Here is a 15,461-nt window from a genome sequence, read left to right as displayed (position 1 = left end):
AGAGCCGTGTGAAAAAGCACCGCAGGAGAACCGCACTGGTCGGGGTGGGAGCCCTGACCGCCGGTCTGCTCCTCACCTCACCCCAGTCCGCCGAGGCGGCCAACCTCGTCAAGAACCCCGGCTTCGAGACGGACGGCACCGGAGGGATGCCGTACTGCTGGGAGAAGTCCGGCTGGGGCGACAACGACTTCACCTTCGAGACGACGACCGACGCCCACAGCGGGTCCAAGGCGATGAAGGTGTCGCTCACCCGCCGCGTCAGCGGCGACCGCAAGGCGCTGATCACCGAGTCGACGGACTGCGCGCCGGTGGTGACGGCGGGCAAGCAGTACGACCTCGGGCTCTGGTACAAGACGACCACACCGGACGCGAACATCACCCTGTTCCGGCACGACACGACGGCCGGCTGGCAGTACTGGACCGACCTCAAAACCCTGGAAATGCAGGGGAGTTGGACCCAGGCGACCGTCCGCACCCCCGAGGTCCCGGCCGGCACCGACCGCATCACCTGGGGTGTCTCCGTCTACGGCACCGGCTCGGCGACCACCGACGACTACACGATGGACCAGGTCCCCGACGTCACCCCGCCCGCCACCTGCACGGGCACTGCCGACGAGTGCGCGAACGGCCGCTGGGACGTGCTGCCCACGCAGAACCCGGTGCGCTCCATGCACTCCGTCGTCCTCAACAACGGCAAGGTGCTGCTGATCGCCGGCTCCGGCAACAGCGAGGAGAACTTCAACGCGGGCACGTTCACGAGCGCCGTCTACAACCCGGCCGACGGCTCCTACAAGGTCATCCCGACCCCGAAGGACATGTTCTGCTCGGGCCACATCCAGCTGCAGGACGGCCGGGTCCTGGTGCTGAGCGGCAACAAGGCGTTCCCGGCGGCGGACGGTTCGCACGGCTACGAGGGCTACAAGGACTCGTACATCTTCGACCCGAAGACCGAGACCTACAGCAGGACCAACGATCTGAACGACGGGCACTGGTACCCGTCGGCGACCGAGCTCGGCAACGGTGACGTCGTCTCCTTCGGCGGTCTGCGCGAGGACTCGACCGGCTCGGTGACCGCCGAGTACTGGTCGAACGCCCAGCAGAAGTGGCTGGCGCTGTGGCAGGTCAACCAGACCTGGTCGTACTGGGGTCTGTACCCGTCGATGATCCTGATGCAGGACGGCCGCCTCTTCTACTCGGGCAGCCATGTCTTCGGCAACAACATCCCGGGGACCGGCTCGGCGGTCTACGACTACAACGCCAACACGGTCACGCAGATCCCCGGTCTGCAGAACAAGGACCAGCGGGACCAGTCCGCGAGCGTGCTGCTGCCCCCGGCGCAGGACCAGAAGGTCCTCACTCTCGGCGGCGGCAACATCGAGTCCAACCCGGAGGCCAACCGGCTGACCGACGTCATCGACCTCAAGCAGGCCAACCCGTCGTACGTCGCCGGACCCCCGATCCCGCAGGGCACGGTCGACCTCGGCAACGGTCCGGTGGCCGAGACCGGCAACCAGGGCAAGATGTACGTGTCCGCGGTCCTGCTGCCCGACGGCAAGGTGCTGGAGACCGGCGGTGGACTGCACAACCGCGCCAACCCGGTCCACGAGGCCTCGCTCTACGACCCGGGCACCAACACCTTCGACCCGGTGGCCGCCGACCCGCAGGCCCGCGGCTACCACTCCTCCGCGTTCCTGCTGCCCGACGGCCGTGTGATGGCGACCGGTGACAACCCGGGCAACGGCACCTGGAACCACAACGTGTCGATCTACACCCCGCCCTATCTGCTCAAGGGCGGGCGCCCGACGATCACTTCGATGATCAACTCGGAGTGGCACTACGGCGACACCCAGCGGATCACGGTCGATCACCCCGTCGTCAAGGCCGAGTTGATCCGCCCGGCCGCCGTCACCCACTCCTCCGACCCGAACCAGCGGTTCGTCGACCTGCCGCTGTCCGTCGACGGCAACAACGTCGACCTGAACGTGACGAGCAATCCCAATGTGGCCCCGCCCGGCTGGTACATGCTCTTCGCGGTCGACGCCAACGGCGTCCCGTCGGTGGCCAAGTGGGTGCACCTCCAGGGCCCGCAGGCACTGAGCGCCGCCACCGCCGACGCCCACATCCACTCCTTCGCCGACTCCCTGTCGGGCCAGGTCGCGGGGCCCGGCAAGAAGCGCACCTCGGTGAAGGTCCCCGTCACCATCTCCGGCTGCGACCGGCACTACGGCTCGGTCAACGTGTGCGTGCCGACGGTCTTCCCGAAGGGCGTGAAGAGGACGACGGCCTCACGGTGCAGCTGGCTGAGGACGAATCATTACGGCCGCCTGAAGGTCAACGGCCGGGACGACCCGCTGGGCCTCGACCCGAACAAGGACGGCCTGGCCTGCGGAAAGGCGGATCTGAGGAAGAGCTAGCTCGCGAACTCCTCCAGGGCGCGCGTCACGATGGCCACCAGCTGCTCGTGGTGCGCGCCCTTCCAGTACGCGCGGCCGCAGTCCCGGCACTGCGCGAAGACGTCGTACGACCGGTGCGTGCCGCCGTGCAGCTGGTCGGCCACCTCTTCCTTGGTGGCCTCCCTCAGCAGCCCGTTGCAGGCGGTGCACCGCGTCCAGGGCCGCAGCTCGGGCCGGAACCTGTCGAGGACGTCCCGGAGTTGGTCCTCGGGCCGGGTGCTGTAGACATACGCCCCGGCCCACAGCTCGCGGCGGCGCAGCAGGCCACGGTCGCGGCTGAGCATGACCCGCTGCTCGGCGGCCGAGCGGGCGGCGAGAGCCGGGTCGCCGATGTCCGTCGACTCGTACGCCGTGTCCACGCCGAGCAGGCGCAGCCGGCGCGCGAGCGTGCCGAGGTGGACGTCGAGCAGGAAGCGCAGGGGAGCGCCGGGGACCTGCTGGGGGCGCTCGACGGGCCGGACCTCCACGGTGTCGCCCGCGACGGGGACGTACGAGTGCGGCACCTCGCGGCCGTCGACCCACAGCGTCCCGACCTCGGTGAGTGGCACCCCGGCCGACTCGACGACGTGGCCGAGGGAGGAGACGCCGTCGGTGACGAGCGTCCGGTGCGGCCCGCGCTGGACGAACAGGGCCAGGTCGGGGGCGAACTCGACGTGGATCTCGGGACCGTTCACCTGGTCAGGATGTCACGGACGAGGGTGTTGGCCTCAGATGTTTTTCGGGGTGAGGCCGCGATCCAGGACGTCCAGGGCCTGGTCCACGAGGGCGCGCAGGTCGCCCTCGCAGTCGCCCTCGGCCCAGTACATGTTGACCTCCATCAGGCCACCGATCAGGGACATCGCGTAGACGCGCACCTCAAGGCTCTCCGGGCCGAGGCCGAAGCGCTCGGCGATGGCGTCGCGCAGCGCCCGCGCGGTCTCGGACATGCTTTCGTAGATCCGGGAGCGGACGGCGGGGACCTGGATCGCGAGGTGCGCCCGCATCCGGACCGAATCGGGGTCCTCCGCCATCAGCGCGTCGATGGCGATGTGCATGACGTGCCGCAGCGAGTCCATCCAGGACTCGTCGGCGGGCCGGGAGCGCAACTCCTCGACCATCAGCGGGTCGTACTCGTCCGTGAGGACGATGTCCTCCTTGGTCGGGAAGTACCGGAAGACGGTCGACGGCGACACCTCGGCCCGCTCCGCGATCTGCTCGATCGTGGTGGCGTCGTAGCCCTGCTCCTTGATCAGCCCGTAGGTCGCGGCGCGGATCGCCTCGCGGGTCTTGATCTTCTTGCGTTCGCGCAGGCCGAGCTGGGGTCGGTCGGCGGGGGAGGAGAAGGGGGAGGGTGCGGCCGTCATGGGGTTCATTGTCAGGCATCCTCCGCGGCGGCGACCAAGCCGGGTTCGGCGCTGTCCGCCTGCCGCTCGGCCGTCCCCCGAGGCAGCAGGGCCGCCGCCAGCAGCGCGGAGACCAGGGCGGCGACACCGCACACCAGCAGGACGACGCTCATGCCGTGGACGTACGCGCTGTTCGCGGAGGCGGCCAGGTGGGCTGCGTTCTCGGGCTGTGCCTTCTCGGCGATGATGTGCGCCGCGACCACGGAGTCCCCGGCCGTGTCGGCGGCCTGTGCGGGCAGCCCCGTGACGTCGAGCCGGTCGCGGAAGATGCCGGAGAGCAGACTGCCCAGCAGGGCGATGCCGATCGCAGCGCCGACCTGGCGCAGCGTCATGAGCAGCCCCGAGCCGCTGCCGGCCCGGTCGCGGGGCAGGGTGCCGAGGGCGCCGTCCATCGCGGGGACGACCGAGAAACCGAAGCCGAACCCGGTGATCGACAGCCACAGCGCCGTGAAGCCGTAGCCGGAGTCGACCGTCGTACGGCTGCCGAGCAGCGCGGCGAAGGCCAGCACCACCAGACCGGCGCTCACCGTCGCGCGCGGACCGAACCTGGCGACGACCGGTCCCGCGCCCCGCGCGGCGACCATCAGACCGCCCATCATCGGCAGGAGACGCAGACCGGTGCCGAAGGCGTCGTGCCCGAGCACGGCCTGGAGGTACTGCGGGAGCACGAACAGCAGGCCCGACAGGACGAACATCACCAGGGTCGCGGCGAGCGTGTTGAACAGGAAGCCGCGGTGGGCGAGCAGGGTCATGTCGAGCATCGGCCGCTCGGCACGCCGCTCGCGCAGCACCAGCGCGGCGATCAGGACCACCGCCGCGGCGAACATGACCAGCACCAGGGGGTCGCTCCAACCGCGGTCGGGCGCCTCGATGATCGCGTAGATCAGGGCGCCGAGTCCGCTCGCGGTGAGCGCGGTGGACAGGGCGTCGACCTTGGGAGAGGCGGGGTCGCTGGTCTCGGGGAGCAGGAACACGCAGGCGGCGATGCCGATCGCGGCCATCGGGACGTTGACCAGGAAGACCGAGCCCCACCAGAAGTGGTTCAGCAGCCAGCCGCCGATGATCGGGCCGAGCGGCAGGCCCAGCGCGGAGGCGGCGGAGATGATGCCGACGGCCTTGGTGCGCTCGTCGGGGCCGAACAGCGAGGGCAGCACGGAGAGAGCCAGCGGGGTGATCAGCGCACCGCCGATGCCCATGAACGCCCGGGCCGCGATGACCCAGTTCACATCCCCGGCCAGTGCGCCGACCAGCGAGCCGGCCAGGAAGACGCCGAGCCCGGCGATCAGCATCCGCCGCCGTCCGAAGCGGTCGCCGAGCAGGCCGGCTGGGAGCATCAGCGCCGCGAAGACGACGACATACGCGTCCGCCATCCACTGCTGCTGGCCGGTGGTGGCGCCGAGCTCGCCGGCCATGGTCGGCAGCGCCACATTGAGGATCGTCATGTCGAAGCCGAGCGTGAGCATGCTCGCGACCAGGGCGCCAAGGGCCCACCAGCGACGCGGGTCCGAAGTTGAAGTGGAAGTAGGCATAAAATGAGAGTAGCTCTCAAAATATAGGAGCTGTCAATCGGTTTCGGCGTGCAAAAAGGGCCACGGCTCTGAAGCCGTGACCCTTGGAGTGCTGCGAGGTGCTACGAGTCGCTATCCGTGCTGGTACGCCACCAGCGAGATCCCCACGTAGTGGACGATGAACGCGGCCAGCGTCAAGGAGTGGAAGACCTCGTGGAAGCCGAACCAGCGCGGTGACGGGTTCGGCCGCTTGATGCCGTAGATCACGCCGCCCGCGCTGTAGAGGAGGCCGCCCACGATCACCAGGACCAGCACCGCGATGCCGCCCGCGCGCATGAAGTCCGGCAGGAAGAAGACGGCCGCCCAGCCCATCGCGATGTAGCAGGGGGTGTAGAGCCAGCGCGGTGCGCCGACCCAGAAGACCCGGAAGACGATGCCTGCCGCCGCGGCACCCCAGATGCCCCACAGCAGCCACTGCCCCTTCGTGCCCGGCAGCAGCAGCATCGTCAGCGGGGTGTAGGTGCCCGCGATGATCAGGAAGATATTGGCGTGATCGAGCCTGCGCAGGACGCCGTCCATGCGCGGGCTCCAGTTGCCCCGGTGGTACAGCGCGCTCACGCCGAACAGCAGGCAGGCCGTCAGGGCGAAGATCCCGCAGGCGATGCGGCCTCTGGTCGAGTCCGCGAGCGCCGTGAGTACCAGGCCCGAGACGAGTGCGGCGGGGAACATGCCCAGGTGCAGCCAGCCGCGGAGCCTCGGCTTGATCGGCTCGGCGAGCTGCTGGGCGTGCTGCTTGATCTGGTGCGAGATGGAGGGCGCATCGGAACCGCGGCCTGCGGCCGGCGTGTCCGTTGGCGCGTCGGGGACGGGCGCAGTCATGCCCTGCATCGTACCTACGGGACCGTAAGTTGCGGATGAGTGCGGGCCGAGAACGGGCCAAGAGTGGCCATCATCTCACGGGAGTTGATGCCCTCGGCCGTCAGGCAAAAGAACCTTCAGATGAACTCAACGTGCACGCAAAAACACGCTTGGAAACACTCTGCCGCGTGACGATCCCCACTCCGCTCACCTGTGAGGCCCTCTGGACAGATGGGCACTCGCGTCGGATGATCAAATGAGTGCGGTCGGCACCGGATGAGCGCTGAAGATCCAGCGGATCCAGCCACGAAGCATCCGGGTCGCAGCCCCCACGGGGCCTCCAAAAACAAAAATCCCTCATTTAGGAGCAATCGTGGCGCGCGACATCGCGGCTCCCCCCGTCATCCCCACCAAGCATCAGGAACTGGTCTCGTGGGTGAACGAGATCGCAGCACTGACCCAGCCGGACAACGTGGTCTGGTGTGACGGATCCGAGGCCGAGTACGAGCGCCTGTGCGAGGAGCTCGTCGAGAAGGGCACCTTCAAGAAGCTCGACCCGATCAAGCGCCCGAACTCCTACTACGCGGCCTCCGACCCGACCGACGTCGCGCGCGTCGAGGACCGCACCTTCATCTGCTCCGAGAAGGAGGAGGACGCGGGCCCGACCAACCACTGGAAGGCCCCCGCCGAGATGCGGGAGATCTTCGCCGGCGAGAAGGGCGTCTTCCGCGGCTCGATGAAGGGCCGGACGATGTACGTCGTCCCGTTCTGCATGGGCCCCCTCGGCTCGGACCTCTCCGCGATCGGCGTCGAGATCACCGACTCCGCCTACGTCGCGGTCTCCATGCGCACGATGACGCGCATGGGCCGGCCGGTCCTCGACGAGCTCGGCTCCGACGGCTTCTTCGTCAAGGCCGTGCACACCCTCGGAGCGCCTTTGGAGGACGGCGAGAAGGACGTCCCCTGGCCGTGCAACTCGACCAAGTACATCTCGCACTTCCCCGAGAGCCGCGAGATCTGGTCCTACGGCTCCGGCTACGGCGGCAACGCGCTGCTCGGCAAGAAGTGCTACGCCCTGCGCATCGCGTCGGTGATGGCGCGCGACGAGGGCTGGCTGGCCGAGCACATGCTGATCCTGAAGCTGACCCCGCCGACCGGTGAGTCCAAGTACGTTGCCGCCGCCTTCCCGAGCGCCTGCGGCAAGACCAACCTCGCCATGCTGGAGCCCACGGTCTCCGGCTGGACGGTCGAGACGATCGGCGACGACATCGCCTGGATGCGCTTCGGCGAGGACGGCCGCCTGTACGCGATCAACCCGGAGGCCGGCTTCTTCGGCGTCGCGCCCGGCACGGGCGAGCACACCAACGCCAACGCGATGAAGACACTGTGGGGCAACTCGGTCTTCACCAACGTCGCCCTCACCGACGACAACGACATCTGGTGGGAGGGCATGACGGAGGAGACTCCGGCCCATCTGACGGACTGGAAGGGCAACGACTGGACGCCGGAGTCCGGGACCCCGGCCGCCCACCCCAACGCCCGCTTCACCACCCCCGCCGCGCAGTGCCCGATCATCGCGCCGGAGTGGGAGGACCCGAAGGGCGTGCCGATCTCGGCGATCCTCTTCGGCGGCCGCCGCGCCACCGCCGTCCCGCTGGTCACGGAGTCCTTCGACTGGAACCACGGCGTCTTCCTCGGCGCCAACGTGGCCTCCGAGAAGACCGCCGCCGCCGAGGGCAAGGTCGGCGAGCTGCGCCGCGACCCGTTCGCCATGCTGCCGTTCTGCGGCTACAACATGGGCGACTACATGGGCCACTGGATCGACGTGGCCAAGGACAAGGACCAGTCCAAGCTGCCCAAGATCTACTACGTCAACTGGTTCCGCAAGAACGACCAGGGCAAGTTCGTCTGGCCCGGCTTCGGCGAGAACAGCCGCGTACTGAAGTGGATCGTCGACCGCCTCGACGGCAAGGCTGAGGGTGTCGAGACCCCGATCGGCATCCTGCCGACCAAGGAGGCCCTCGACACCAACGGCCTCGAACTCTCCGACTCCGACCTCGACTTCCTGCTCACGGTCGACAAGGAGGTCTGGCGCGAGGAGGCCGCGCTGGTCCCCGAGCACCTCAACACCTTCGGCGACCACACCCCGAAGGAACTCTGGGACGAGTACCGGGCGCTGGTCGAGCGCCTGGGCTGAGGTCCCCTCCGGGAAAGCTCCGCGGCCGGTTGGGATGTGCCCTGACCAGTGATCGTCACGGCCGGCCGCGGTGAGGTACGGCGAGGCCGCGTACAACGGCGTACGTGGCTCGTGGCCTGTCGTCGCCTTTCCGTCCGCCCCGGCGGAAAGGCGACGACAGGCCTTCGCCGTTGGGGTGCCTGTGATCTGCCGGGTGCGGGTGCGGGTGCGTCGTGGCTTGTCGCGCAGTTCCCCGCGCCCCTAAAGGCAAAAGCCGCTGCAGTGCAGCCGCGCCCTTACTGGCGCGGGGAACTGCGCGATCAGCCACAACGAATCCGCAGCCGCCAAGCAACACGAACCCAACGGCGAATAGGCACCCCGGCCCAAGCCAACGCAGTGCTGTGGCGCCCGGTCCGCGCGTCGCTGCGGGTGCACGCGGACCGGGGCCGTCAAGGGAGCCCGGAGGGCTCAGTGGGACGCGAGCTCGCGCGGCTCGAGAGCCGCCGCGTGGACGTCCATCTGTTCGGCGGCGAGAATCGCGGCCGCCGTGTCGGCGCGGGAGGCGGCGACCACCAGTGCGCGCCCGGCGAGTGCATGGGCCCGCCGATGCAGGGTCACGATGTCGTCGTCGGCCGGTGTCGTCATGCGAACCGGCGGATGCCCGCCCCGCAGCCGCGTCACCTCCGCGGCGAGCCGCTCTGCCGCGGCGTCCAGCTCCTCGGCAGGGACAGCCGCCCGCAGCTCGTCCGTGACGGCGAGCAGCGCCCCGAGATGACCCGCGAGCTGGATGTCCAGCTCCTCCTCACGGGACCGGTGCGGAAAGTCGGAGGTGGTGCCGGCCATCGTGCTGTGGACCGACTTGGTGCGGATCGGTTCGTACATGGATGGCCTCCTGTGCAGTCAGGAAACCATCCTAGCTTAGATTTCGTCTAAAGTTGGCTGTAACCGTCGAGGAAGTTCCCGATCCGGGTGACCGCGTCCCGCAGATCCCCGACCGACGGCAGGGTGACGACCCGGAAGTGATCGGGCTCGGACCAGTTGAACCCGGTCCCCTGCACGACCATGATCTTCTCGCGGCGCAGCAGGTCCAGGACCATCCGCCGGTCGTCCCTGATCTTGAACACCTTGGGGTCGAGGCGCGGGAAGAGATACAGCGCGCCCTTCGGCTTCACGCAGGTCACGCCCGGGATCTGAGTGAGCAGCTCGTACGCGACGTCGCGCTGCTCCTTCAGCCGCCCGCCCGGCAGCACCAGGTCGTTGATGGTCTGCCGCCCGCTCAGCGCGGCGACCACGCCGTGCTGCCCCGGCATGTTCGCGCACAGGCGCATGTTCGCCAGGATCGTCAGACCCTCGATGTACGAGTCCGCGTGGGCGCGCGGTCCGGAGATCGACATCCAGCCGACGCGGTAGCCCGCCACCCGGTATGCCTTCGACATGCCGTTGAAGGTGAGGGTCAGCAGGTCGGGGGCGACGGCGGCGGTCGGGGTGTGCGTGGCGCCGTCGTAGAGGATCTTGTCGTAGATCTCGTCCGAGCAGACCAGCAGGTTGTGGCGGCGGGCGATGTCGGTGAGCCCCTTGATCATCGCCTCGTCGTAGACGGCCCCCGTCGGATTGTTGGGGTTGATGATGACGATCGCCTTGGTGCGGTCGGTGACCTTGCGCTCCACGTCGGCGAGGTCGGGCATCCAGTCGGACTGCTCGTCGCAGCGGTAGTGCACGGCCGTGCCGCCGGAGAGTGAGACCGCGGCGGTCCACAGGGGGTAGTCGGGCGACGGTACGAGGACCTCGTCGCCGTCGTCGAGCAGGCCCTGCATGGCCATCACGATCAGCTCGGAGACGCCGTTGCCCACGAAGACGTGCTCCACGTCCGTCTCGATGCCGAGGGTCTGGTTGTGCATGACGACCGCCCGGCGGGCGGCCAGCAGGCCCTTCGCGTCGCCGTAGCCGTGCGCCGTCGACACGTTGCGGAGGATGTCCTCAAGGATCTCGGGGGGGCACTCGAAGCCGAACGCCGCCGGGTTGCCGGTGTTCAGCTTGAGGATGCGGTGACCGGCCGCTTCCAGCCGCATCGCCTCCTCGAGCACCGGGCCCCGGATCTCGTAACAGACGTTGGCGAGCTTGGTCGACTGGATCACCTGCATGTCTGGGAGCTTACGGCCCGGTAACGCGTCTTGGCCCGTGTTATCCGCCACGTGAGACGTGGGGTTTGGGCTGTTATCGCCGGTAGCTGTCCCATGGGTCCCGCCCGTCCCTACAATGCGCGGTCATGTCCAGGCCACCCGAGTACGAAAACGGGACACCTCAGGGCCCGCCGAACGTGTACCACCCGCAGCCGGAATGGGCTCCCTCGTACGAGGAATACGCCGATCCGGCCGTCGCGCACGGGTGGCTGAACGCGTACGACGAGACGCGCGAGATGGCTCCGGTGGTGGACAGGCCTTCCCGGCGGAAGCCGAAGCGCTCCGGCGGGAGGCGAGGGACGGGCCGTCGGTCGTCTGCAGGTGTGTGGGGGCTGGTCGCGCCCACGCGGCGGAGCCGCATATCGATACCGTCCCGCGCCCTTAAGGGGGCTGTGGTTGCCGGCGGTGTGGTTGTCGCCCTGATTGGTGGGTTTTCCTTCGGCGGGTCTTCCTCCGGGCCCTCCGGTGGGGCGCAGGGCAAGGAGGAGAGCACGACCCCGGCGGTCGGCGACTCCGGCGGGCCCACGGCTTCGCAGTCCTCCGGTGGGGCGGCCACCGGCCGGTCGTCCGGTGGGGGAGTGGAATTGTCCCCGGCGGCTTCCCCGAGCCCGAGCGCGTCCACGAGCCCCACCGTGTCCGAGGGCGCGACCCGGGAGCCCTCGGCCGGGACCTCCGCCACGGGCGCCACGACGACACCCACGCCCGCCGGGAGCACGTTGCCCCCCGGCCGCTCCGGCAGCAAGCCCGGACACGGTCAGGGTGCTACGAAGGGTCCCAAGCAGCCGTAGGGCTCGATAGGTTGACCCTGTGGAGCAGGGGGTCCTGAAGCAACTCCTTGCCCAACCACCCTTCTCCCCTCACAATGCACATGTCAAAACTATGGGCGGCCGGAAAATCTCCGGTCGCCCAAGTCGCAAGAGGGGACCCCCACATGAAGAAGCCTCTCCTCGCCGTGCTCTCGACCCTGGTGATAACCGGGGCGGGCATGGCGCCCGCGGTCGCGGCGCCCCTGCTCACGGACGGCGCGGCCACGAAGACGACGACCCGGACGGCCACGCCCACGATCAAGGCCGTCAACTTCGCCGGCACCGTGGCGCTCAGCAACTGCTCCGGGTCCGTCATCCGCTTCCCGAACTCCGCGGACACCGACCCGGCGCTCGTCATGACCAACGGCCACTGCCTGGAGACCGGGTTCCCGGAGCCGGGCGAGGTCATCGTCGACCAGGCCTCCAGCCGTACCTTCAGCCTGCTCAACTCCTCCGCCACCAAGGTCGGGACGCTGCGCGCGAGCAAGGTCGCGTACTCGACGATGACGGACACCGACGTCACGATCTACCAGCTCACCACGACCTACGCGAAGATCAAGAGCACGTACGGCATCAGCCCGCTCACCGTGCAGGACACGCACCCGACCGCGGGCACCGCGATCACGGTCGTCTCCGGTTACTGGAAGAAGACGTACGCCTGCAACGTCGACGGCTTCGTCTACCGCCTCAAGGAGGGCGACTGGACCTGGAAGGACTCGCTCCGTTACACCTCCGCCTGCCAGACCATCGGCGGCACCTCGGGCTCCCCCGTCGTCGACAACGCCACCGGCAAGGTCGTCGCCGTCAACAACACCGGCAACGAGGACGGCGAGCGCTGCACCGAGAACAACCCCTGCGAGGTCGACGCGAGCGGCAACGTGACCGTCCGTCAGGGCATCAACTACGCCGAGGAGACCTACCAGATCCCGGCCTGCTTCACCACCGGCAACAAGCTGAACCTGAGCGCCGCAGGCTGCACTCTGCCCAAGCCGTAGCCCCGTAGCTCACTGCCGGTTGGCGTTCCGTCGCACGGGACTGCGACGGACCGCCCGACCCGCCAGCACGTCCGTCCGCCGGCCGTCCGCAATGACGAACCGGCCGTCGACGAGGACGTACGGAATGCCCGTCGGAAGCGTGCGCGGATTCTCGTACGTAGCCCCCGCGGCCACCGTCTGCGGGTCGAACAGCACCAGGTCGGCCTTGTAGCCCTCGCGGACCAGGCCCCGGTCCGGCAGCCGCAGCCGGGCGGCGGGCCGCGACGTGAGGTGGGCGACGCACTCCTCCAGCGACAGCACGCCCAACTCCCTTACGTACCGGCCGAGATACTGCGGGAAGGTGCCGTAGGCGCGCGGGTGCGGCTTCGTGCCCTGGAGGATGCCGTCCGAGCCGCCGGTGTGGACGCGGTGCCGCATGATCGCCCGGACGTTCTCCTCGTGGCCCACGTGCTGGAGGATCGTCGAGCCCAGCCGGTCCGCCAGCAGCAGGTGACGGGCGGTGGCCCACGGCGTCTCGCCGCGCGCCCGGGCCGACTGCAGGATCGTACGGCCGACGAAGTCGCCCAGCCCCGCATCCGCCACACCCGAGATCTCGATCGTGTCCCACTCGATGGGCACGCCGTGGCAGCCGTCCGCGCCCACGACCTCCATGTGGTGCCGGATCCGCTCCGCGGTCCCGTCGTCCGCAAGCCGCTTCAGGACCGCCTCGGGCCCGCCCTCGCTCGCCCAACTCGGCAGCATCGCCACGAGGGTGGTGCAGCCGGGTGTGTAGGGGTACGTGTCGAGGCTGATGTCGGCCCCGGCCGCCAGGGCCTGGTCCAGCAGCGACAGCAGCTCGGGTGCCCGGCCCTCGTTCACGCCGAAGTTCATGGTGGCGTGGGCGAGATGGAGTGCGCAGCCCGCCTCCCGGGTCAGGGCCACCATCTCCTCGTACGCCTCCAGGGCGCCCGCCCCGTAAGAGCGGTGATGGGGGCAGTAGTAGCCGTCGTACTCGGCCACCACCCGGCACAGCTCGGTCAGTTCGGCGTCCTTGGCGTACATGCCGGGCGTGTAGGTCAGCCCGGAGGACATGCCGACGGCGCCCTGCTCCATGCCCTCGGCGACCAACTGCCGCATCCGGTCGAGCTCCTGCGGGGTCGCCTCGCGGTCCTCCCAGCCGACGGCCAGCATGCGGACCGTCCCCTGCGGGATCAGATAGGCCGCGTTCACCGCGATCCCCCGACCGTCGAAGCCGTGATCCAGCCGGTCCAGGTACTCGCCCACGGAACGCCAGTCGAAGTCGATGTCGTCGCCGTACCCGTTCCAGCCGGTGATCGCGCGGCGCACCTCGGCGAGCGTACGGTCGTCGACGGGCGCGTACGACAGCCCGTCCTGACCCAGGACCTCCAGCGTGACCCCCTGCGCGGCCTTCGCGCTGTGGTCCGGGTCGCGCAGCACGGCCAGATCGCTGTGGGCGTGCATGTCGATGAAGCCGGGGGAGAGGACCAGCCCCTCCGCGTCCAGCTCCCGGCGCGCCTCGGGGCGCTGGCAGCCCGCGGCGGCCGCCTCCTTGACGATCGAGACGATCCTGCCGCCGTCGACCACCACGTCAGCGCGGTACGACGGCTCACCGCTGCCGTCCACGACATCCGCGTCCCGGATGACCAGCTCCTCCACGGCCTGCCCCCTAGAAGAAGGTGCGGATGTAGTCGACCACCGTGCCGTCGGCCTCCGCCACCGGGATCAGCTGCCACTTGTCGAAGGACGTGCACGGGTGGGACAGACCCATGCCCAGCCAGTCCCCGACCTCCAGGTCCGCCTCGTCCGTCGTCCGCAGCCAGGCGTGCTGGTCCGACAGCGCGGTCACCGAGATGCCGGTCGCCGGACGCTCGGCGCCGTCCCGGCGGACGACCTGGGCGAAGGGGAGGTCGAGGTCGTACGCCGCGTCACGCTTGCCGGCGTTGACGAAGGCCTGCTCCGCGGAGGGGCGGGAGACGACCTGGGCCCAGAGCCGGAAGGCGGGCTCCAGGGCGCCCTCCTCCGGGACCCGGTTGAAGGGGGTGAGCTTTCGGTAGTGGCCGTCGTCGTGCGAGACGTAGGCGCCGGAGCGCAGCAACTTCAGGACGGGGACGGAGAGTTCGGGGATCTCCGCGAACACGTCGGCCACCGCGTCGAACCAGGCGCTGCCGCCCGCGCTGACGACGATGTCGTCCGCGTCCTTGAAGCGGCCCGCCCTGTCGAAGTCGACGGCCAGCGCGACCAGCCGCCGCAGCCAGGCGTGCACCCGCTCCGGGTCGGCCTGCGGGACCTCGCCCTCGTAGCCCGCGACCCCGACGAGCCGCAGCGTCCGCGTACCGGCCACGGCATCGGCGATCGCCGCGCACTCCGCTTCCGTACGGACCCCGGTACGGGCGCCCTCACCGGCCGCCAGTTCGACGACGACGTCCAGCGGCCGGGCTGCCCCCTGCAGCGCAGCGTCCATCAGCTCCACCCCGCGCACGGAGTCGACGTAGCAGACGAGACGGAACCCGGGGTCGGCGTCGAGCTCGGCCGAGATCCACTGCAGGGCGGCCGGGTCGACCAGCTCGTTGGCGAGGAAGACCCGCTGGATCCCGAACGCCCGCGCCACACGGACCTGGTGGGGCACGGCGAGCGTGATGCCCCAGGCGCCGCGCTCGATCTGCTGCCGGAACAGCTGGGGGGCCATGGTGGTCTTGCCGTGCGGGGCGAAGGCGAGGCCGTGGCGCGTCGCATACGTCTCCATGAGCGCGAGGTTGTGCTCCAGGCGCTCGGCCGACAGCGCGAGGACGGGGGTCGGGAAGCCGCCGGTGAAGAGGTTGCGGCGCTGGGCGGCCAGCTCGCCGACGGTCAGGCCGTCGGCGTCCGGCGGGAGGCCCTTGAACCGGTGGTCGACGCGTTCCCCGGCGAGCCGGGCGAGGTCTTCCGTGCCCATGAGGCCTCCCTGATCAGGTGAGTTGCAGTGTGTGCAATGCTCATTGCGTATATCGCTTACCGCTGTCTAACATCTCGGCCAACGCGGGGTCAACGGAGCCGCCGCCACCCCGCGCAGACCTAGGAGCTACGACGATCGTGACCGTCAGCGGACCCTGCAACCCCGGTGTGG

The 15,461-nt window shown here is 69.4% G+C and carries 11 protein-coding genes; 3 read left to right on the top strand and 8 right to left on the bottom strand.

Annotation, left to right across the window (positions count from 1 at the left end; genetic code table 11):
* Window positions 1–8: 8 nt before the first annotated feature.
* Window positions 9–2,414 (top strand): galactose oxidase-like domain-containing protein, encoded by a 2,406-nt coding sequence (locus IH68_RS0106465; protein ID WP_030929732.1) that lies wholly within the window; start codon window positions 9–11, stop codon window positions 2,412–2,414.
* Here IH68_RS0106465 and IH68_RS0106460 read toward each other — a convergent pair.
* The 4 genes from IH68_RS0106460 to trhA form a co-directional block, all read right to left on the bottom strand.
* Window positions 2,411–3,127, bottom strand: a complete 717-nt coding sequence (locus IH68_RS0106460) for a Mut7-C RNAse domain-containing protein (RefSeq protein WP_030929729.1) — start codon at window positions 3,125–3,127, stop codon at window positions 2,411–2,413. The genes IH68_RS0106465 and IH68_RS0106460 overlap by 4 nt on opposite strands.
* Window positions 3,128–3,160: 33 nt before the next feature.
* Window positions 3,161–3,796 (bottom strand): TetR/AcrR family transcriptional regulator, encoded by a 636-nt coding sequence (locus tag IH68_RS0106455; protein ID WP_030929727.1) that lies wholly within the window; start codon window positions 3,794–3,796, stop codon window positions 3,161–3,163.
* Between the two features lie 11 nt (window positions 3,797–3,807).
* Window positions 3,808–5,364: an MFS transporter gene (locus tag IH68_RS0106450; RefSeq protein ID WP_030929725.1), complete on the bottom strand. Its 1,557-nt coding sequence runs from the start codon at window positions 5,362–5,364 to the stop codon at window positions 3,808–3,810.
* 111 nt (window positions 5,365–5,475) lie between these two features.
* Window positions 5,476–6,222 carry a PAQR family membrane homeostasis protein TrhA gene (gene trhA, locus IH68_RS0106445; RefSeq protein ID WP_030929723.1) on the bottom strand — a complete coding sequence of 249 codons (747 nt, stop codon included), beginning with the start codon at window positions 6,220–6,222 and terminating at the stop codon, window positions 5,476–5,478.
* Between the two features lie 352 nt (window positions 6,223–6,574).
* Between trhA and IH68_RS0106440 the strand changes: the two genes are divergently transcribed.
* Window positions 6,575–8,398 (top strand): phosphoenolpyruvate carboxykinase (GTP), encoded by a 1,824-nt coding sequence (locus tag IH68_RS0106440; RefSeq protein WP_030929721.1) that lies wholly within the window; start codon window positions 6,575–6,577, stop codon window positions 8,396–8,398.
* Between the two features lie 447 nt (window positions 8,399–8,845).
* On the opposite strand, the gene IH68_RS0106435 is transcribed toward IH68_RS0106440, so the two are convergent.
* Both IH68_RS0106435 and IH68_RS0106430 read right to left on the bottom strand, forming a co-directional pair.
* Window positions 8,846–9,259: a hypothetical protein gene (locus IH68_RS0106435; RefSeq protein WP_030929719.1), complete on the bottom strand. Its 414-nt coding sequence runs from the start codon at window positions 9,257–9,259 to the stop codon at window positions 8,846–8,848.
* Window positions 9,260–9,306: 47 nt separating this feature from the next.
* Complete coding sequence (locus IH68_RS0106430; protein ID WP_030929716.1) at window positions 9,307–10,518, bottom strand: pyridoxal phosphate-dependent aminotransferase; 1,212 nt, start codon at window positions 10,516–10,518, stop codon at window positions 9,307–9,309.
* A gap of 970 nt (window positions 10,519–11,488) precedes the next feature.
* On the opposite strand from IH68_RS0106430, the gene IH68_RS0106425 reads away from it, so the two are divergent.
* The gene (locus IH68_RS0106425) at window positions 11,489–12,358 is read left to right on the top strand and encodes a S1 family peptidase (RefSeq protein ID WP_030929713.1); all 870 of its coding nucleotides are present in this window, start codon (window positions 11,489–11,491) and stop codon (window positions 12,356–12,358) included.
* Between the two features lie 9 nt (window positions 12,359–12,367).
* Here IH68_RS0106425 and IH68_RS0106420 read toward each other — a convergent pair whose 3' ends face one another.
* Both IH68_RS0106420 and IH68_RS0106415 read right to left on the bottom strand, forming a co-directional pair.
* Window positions 12,368–14,014, bottom strand: a complete 1,647-nt coding sequence (locus tag IH68_RS0106420; protein ID WP_030929710.1) for an N-acyl-D-amino-acid deacylase family protein — start codon at window positions 14,012–14,014, stop codon at window positions 12,368–12,370.
* Between the two features lie 10 nt (window positions 14,015–14,024).
* The gene (locus tag IH68_RS0106415; RefSeq protein ID WP_030929708.1) at window positions 14,025–15,290 is read right to left on the bottom strand and encodes an amino acid deaminase; all 1,266 of its coding nucleotides are present in this window, start codon (window positions 15,288–15,290) and stop codon (window positions 14,025–14,027) included.
* Between the last annotated feature and the right edge of the window lie 171 nt (window positions 15,291–15,461).

This window comes from Streptomyces sp. NRRL S-646, from assembly GCF_000720765.1.
In the GTDB taxonomy this organism is placed as follows: domain Bacteria; phylum Actinomycetota; class Actinomycetes; order Streptomycetales; family Streptomycetaceae; genus Streptomyces.
This window is presented reverse-complemented; position numbering and strand designations above follow the sequence as displayed.

Excerpts from the sequence above, each read along its gene's own strand:
- IH68_RS0106450 (WP_030929725.1), bottom strand. The coding sequence starts at position 5,364 with ATGCCTACTTCCACTTCAACTTCGGACCCGCGTCGCTGGTGGGCCCTT.
- IH68_RS0106435 (WP_030929719.1), bottom strand. The coding sequence starts at position 9,259 with ATGTACGAACCGATCCGCACCAAGTCGGTCCACAGCACGATGGCCGGC.
- trhA (WP_030929723.1), bottom strand. The coding sequence starts at position 6,222 with ATGACTGCGCCCGTCCCCGACGCGCCAACGGACACGCCGGCCGCAGGC.
- IH68_RS0106425 (WP_030929713.1), top strand. The coding sequence starts at position 11,489 with ATGAAGAAGCCTCTCCTCGCCGTGCTCTCGACCCTGGTGATAACCGGG.
- IH68_RS0106415 (WP_030929708.1), bottom strand. The coding sequence starts at position 15,290 with ATGGGCACGGAAGACCTCGCCCGGCTCGCCGGGGAACGCGTCGACCAC.
- IH68_RS0106430 (WP_030929716.1), bottom strand. The coding sequence starts at position 10,518 with ATGCAGGTGATCCAGTCGACCAAGCTCGCCAACGTCTGTTACGAGATC.
- IH68_RS0106455 (WP_030929727.1), bottom strand. The coding sequence starts at position 3,796 with ATGACGGCCGCACCCTCCCCCTTCTCCTCCCCCGCCGACCGACCCCAG.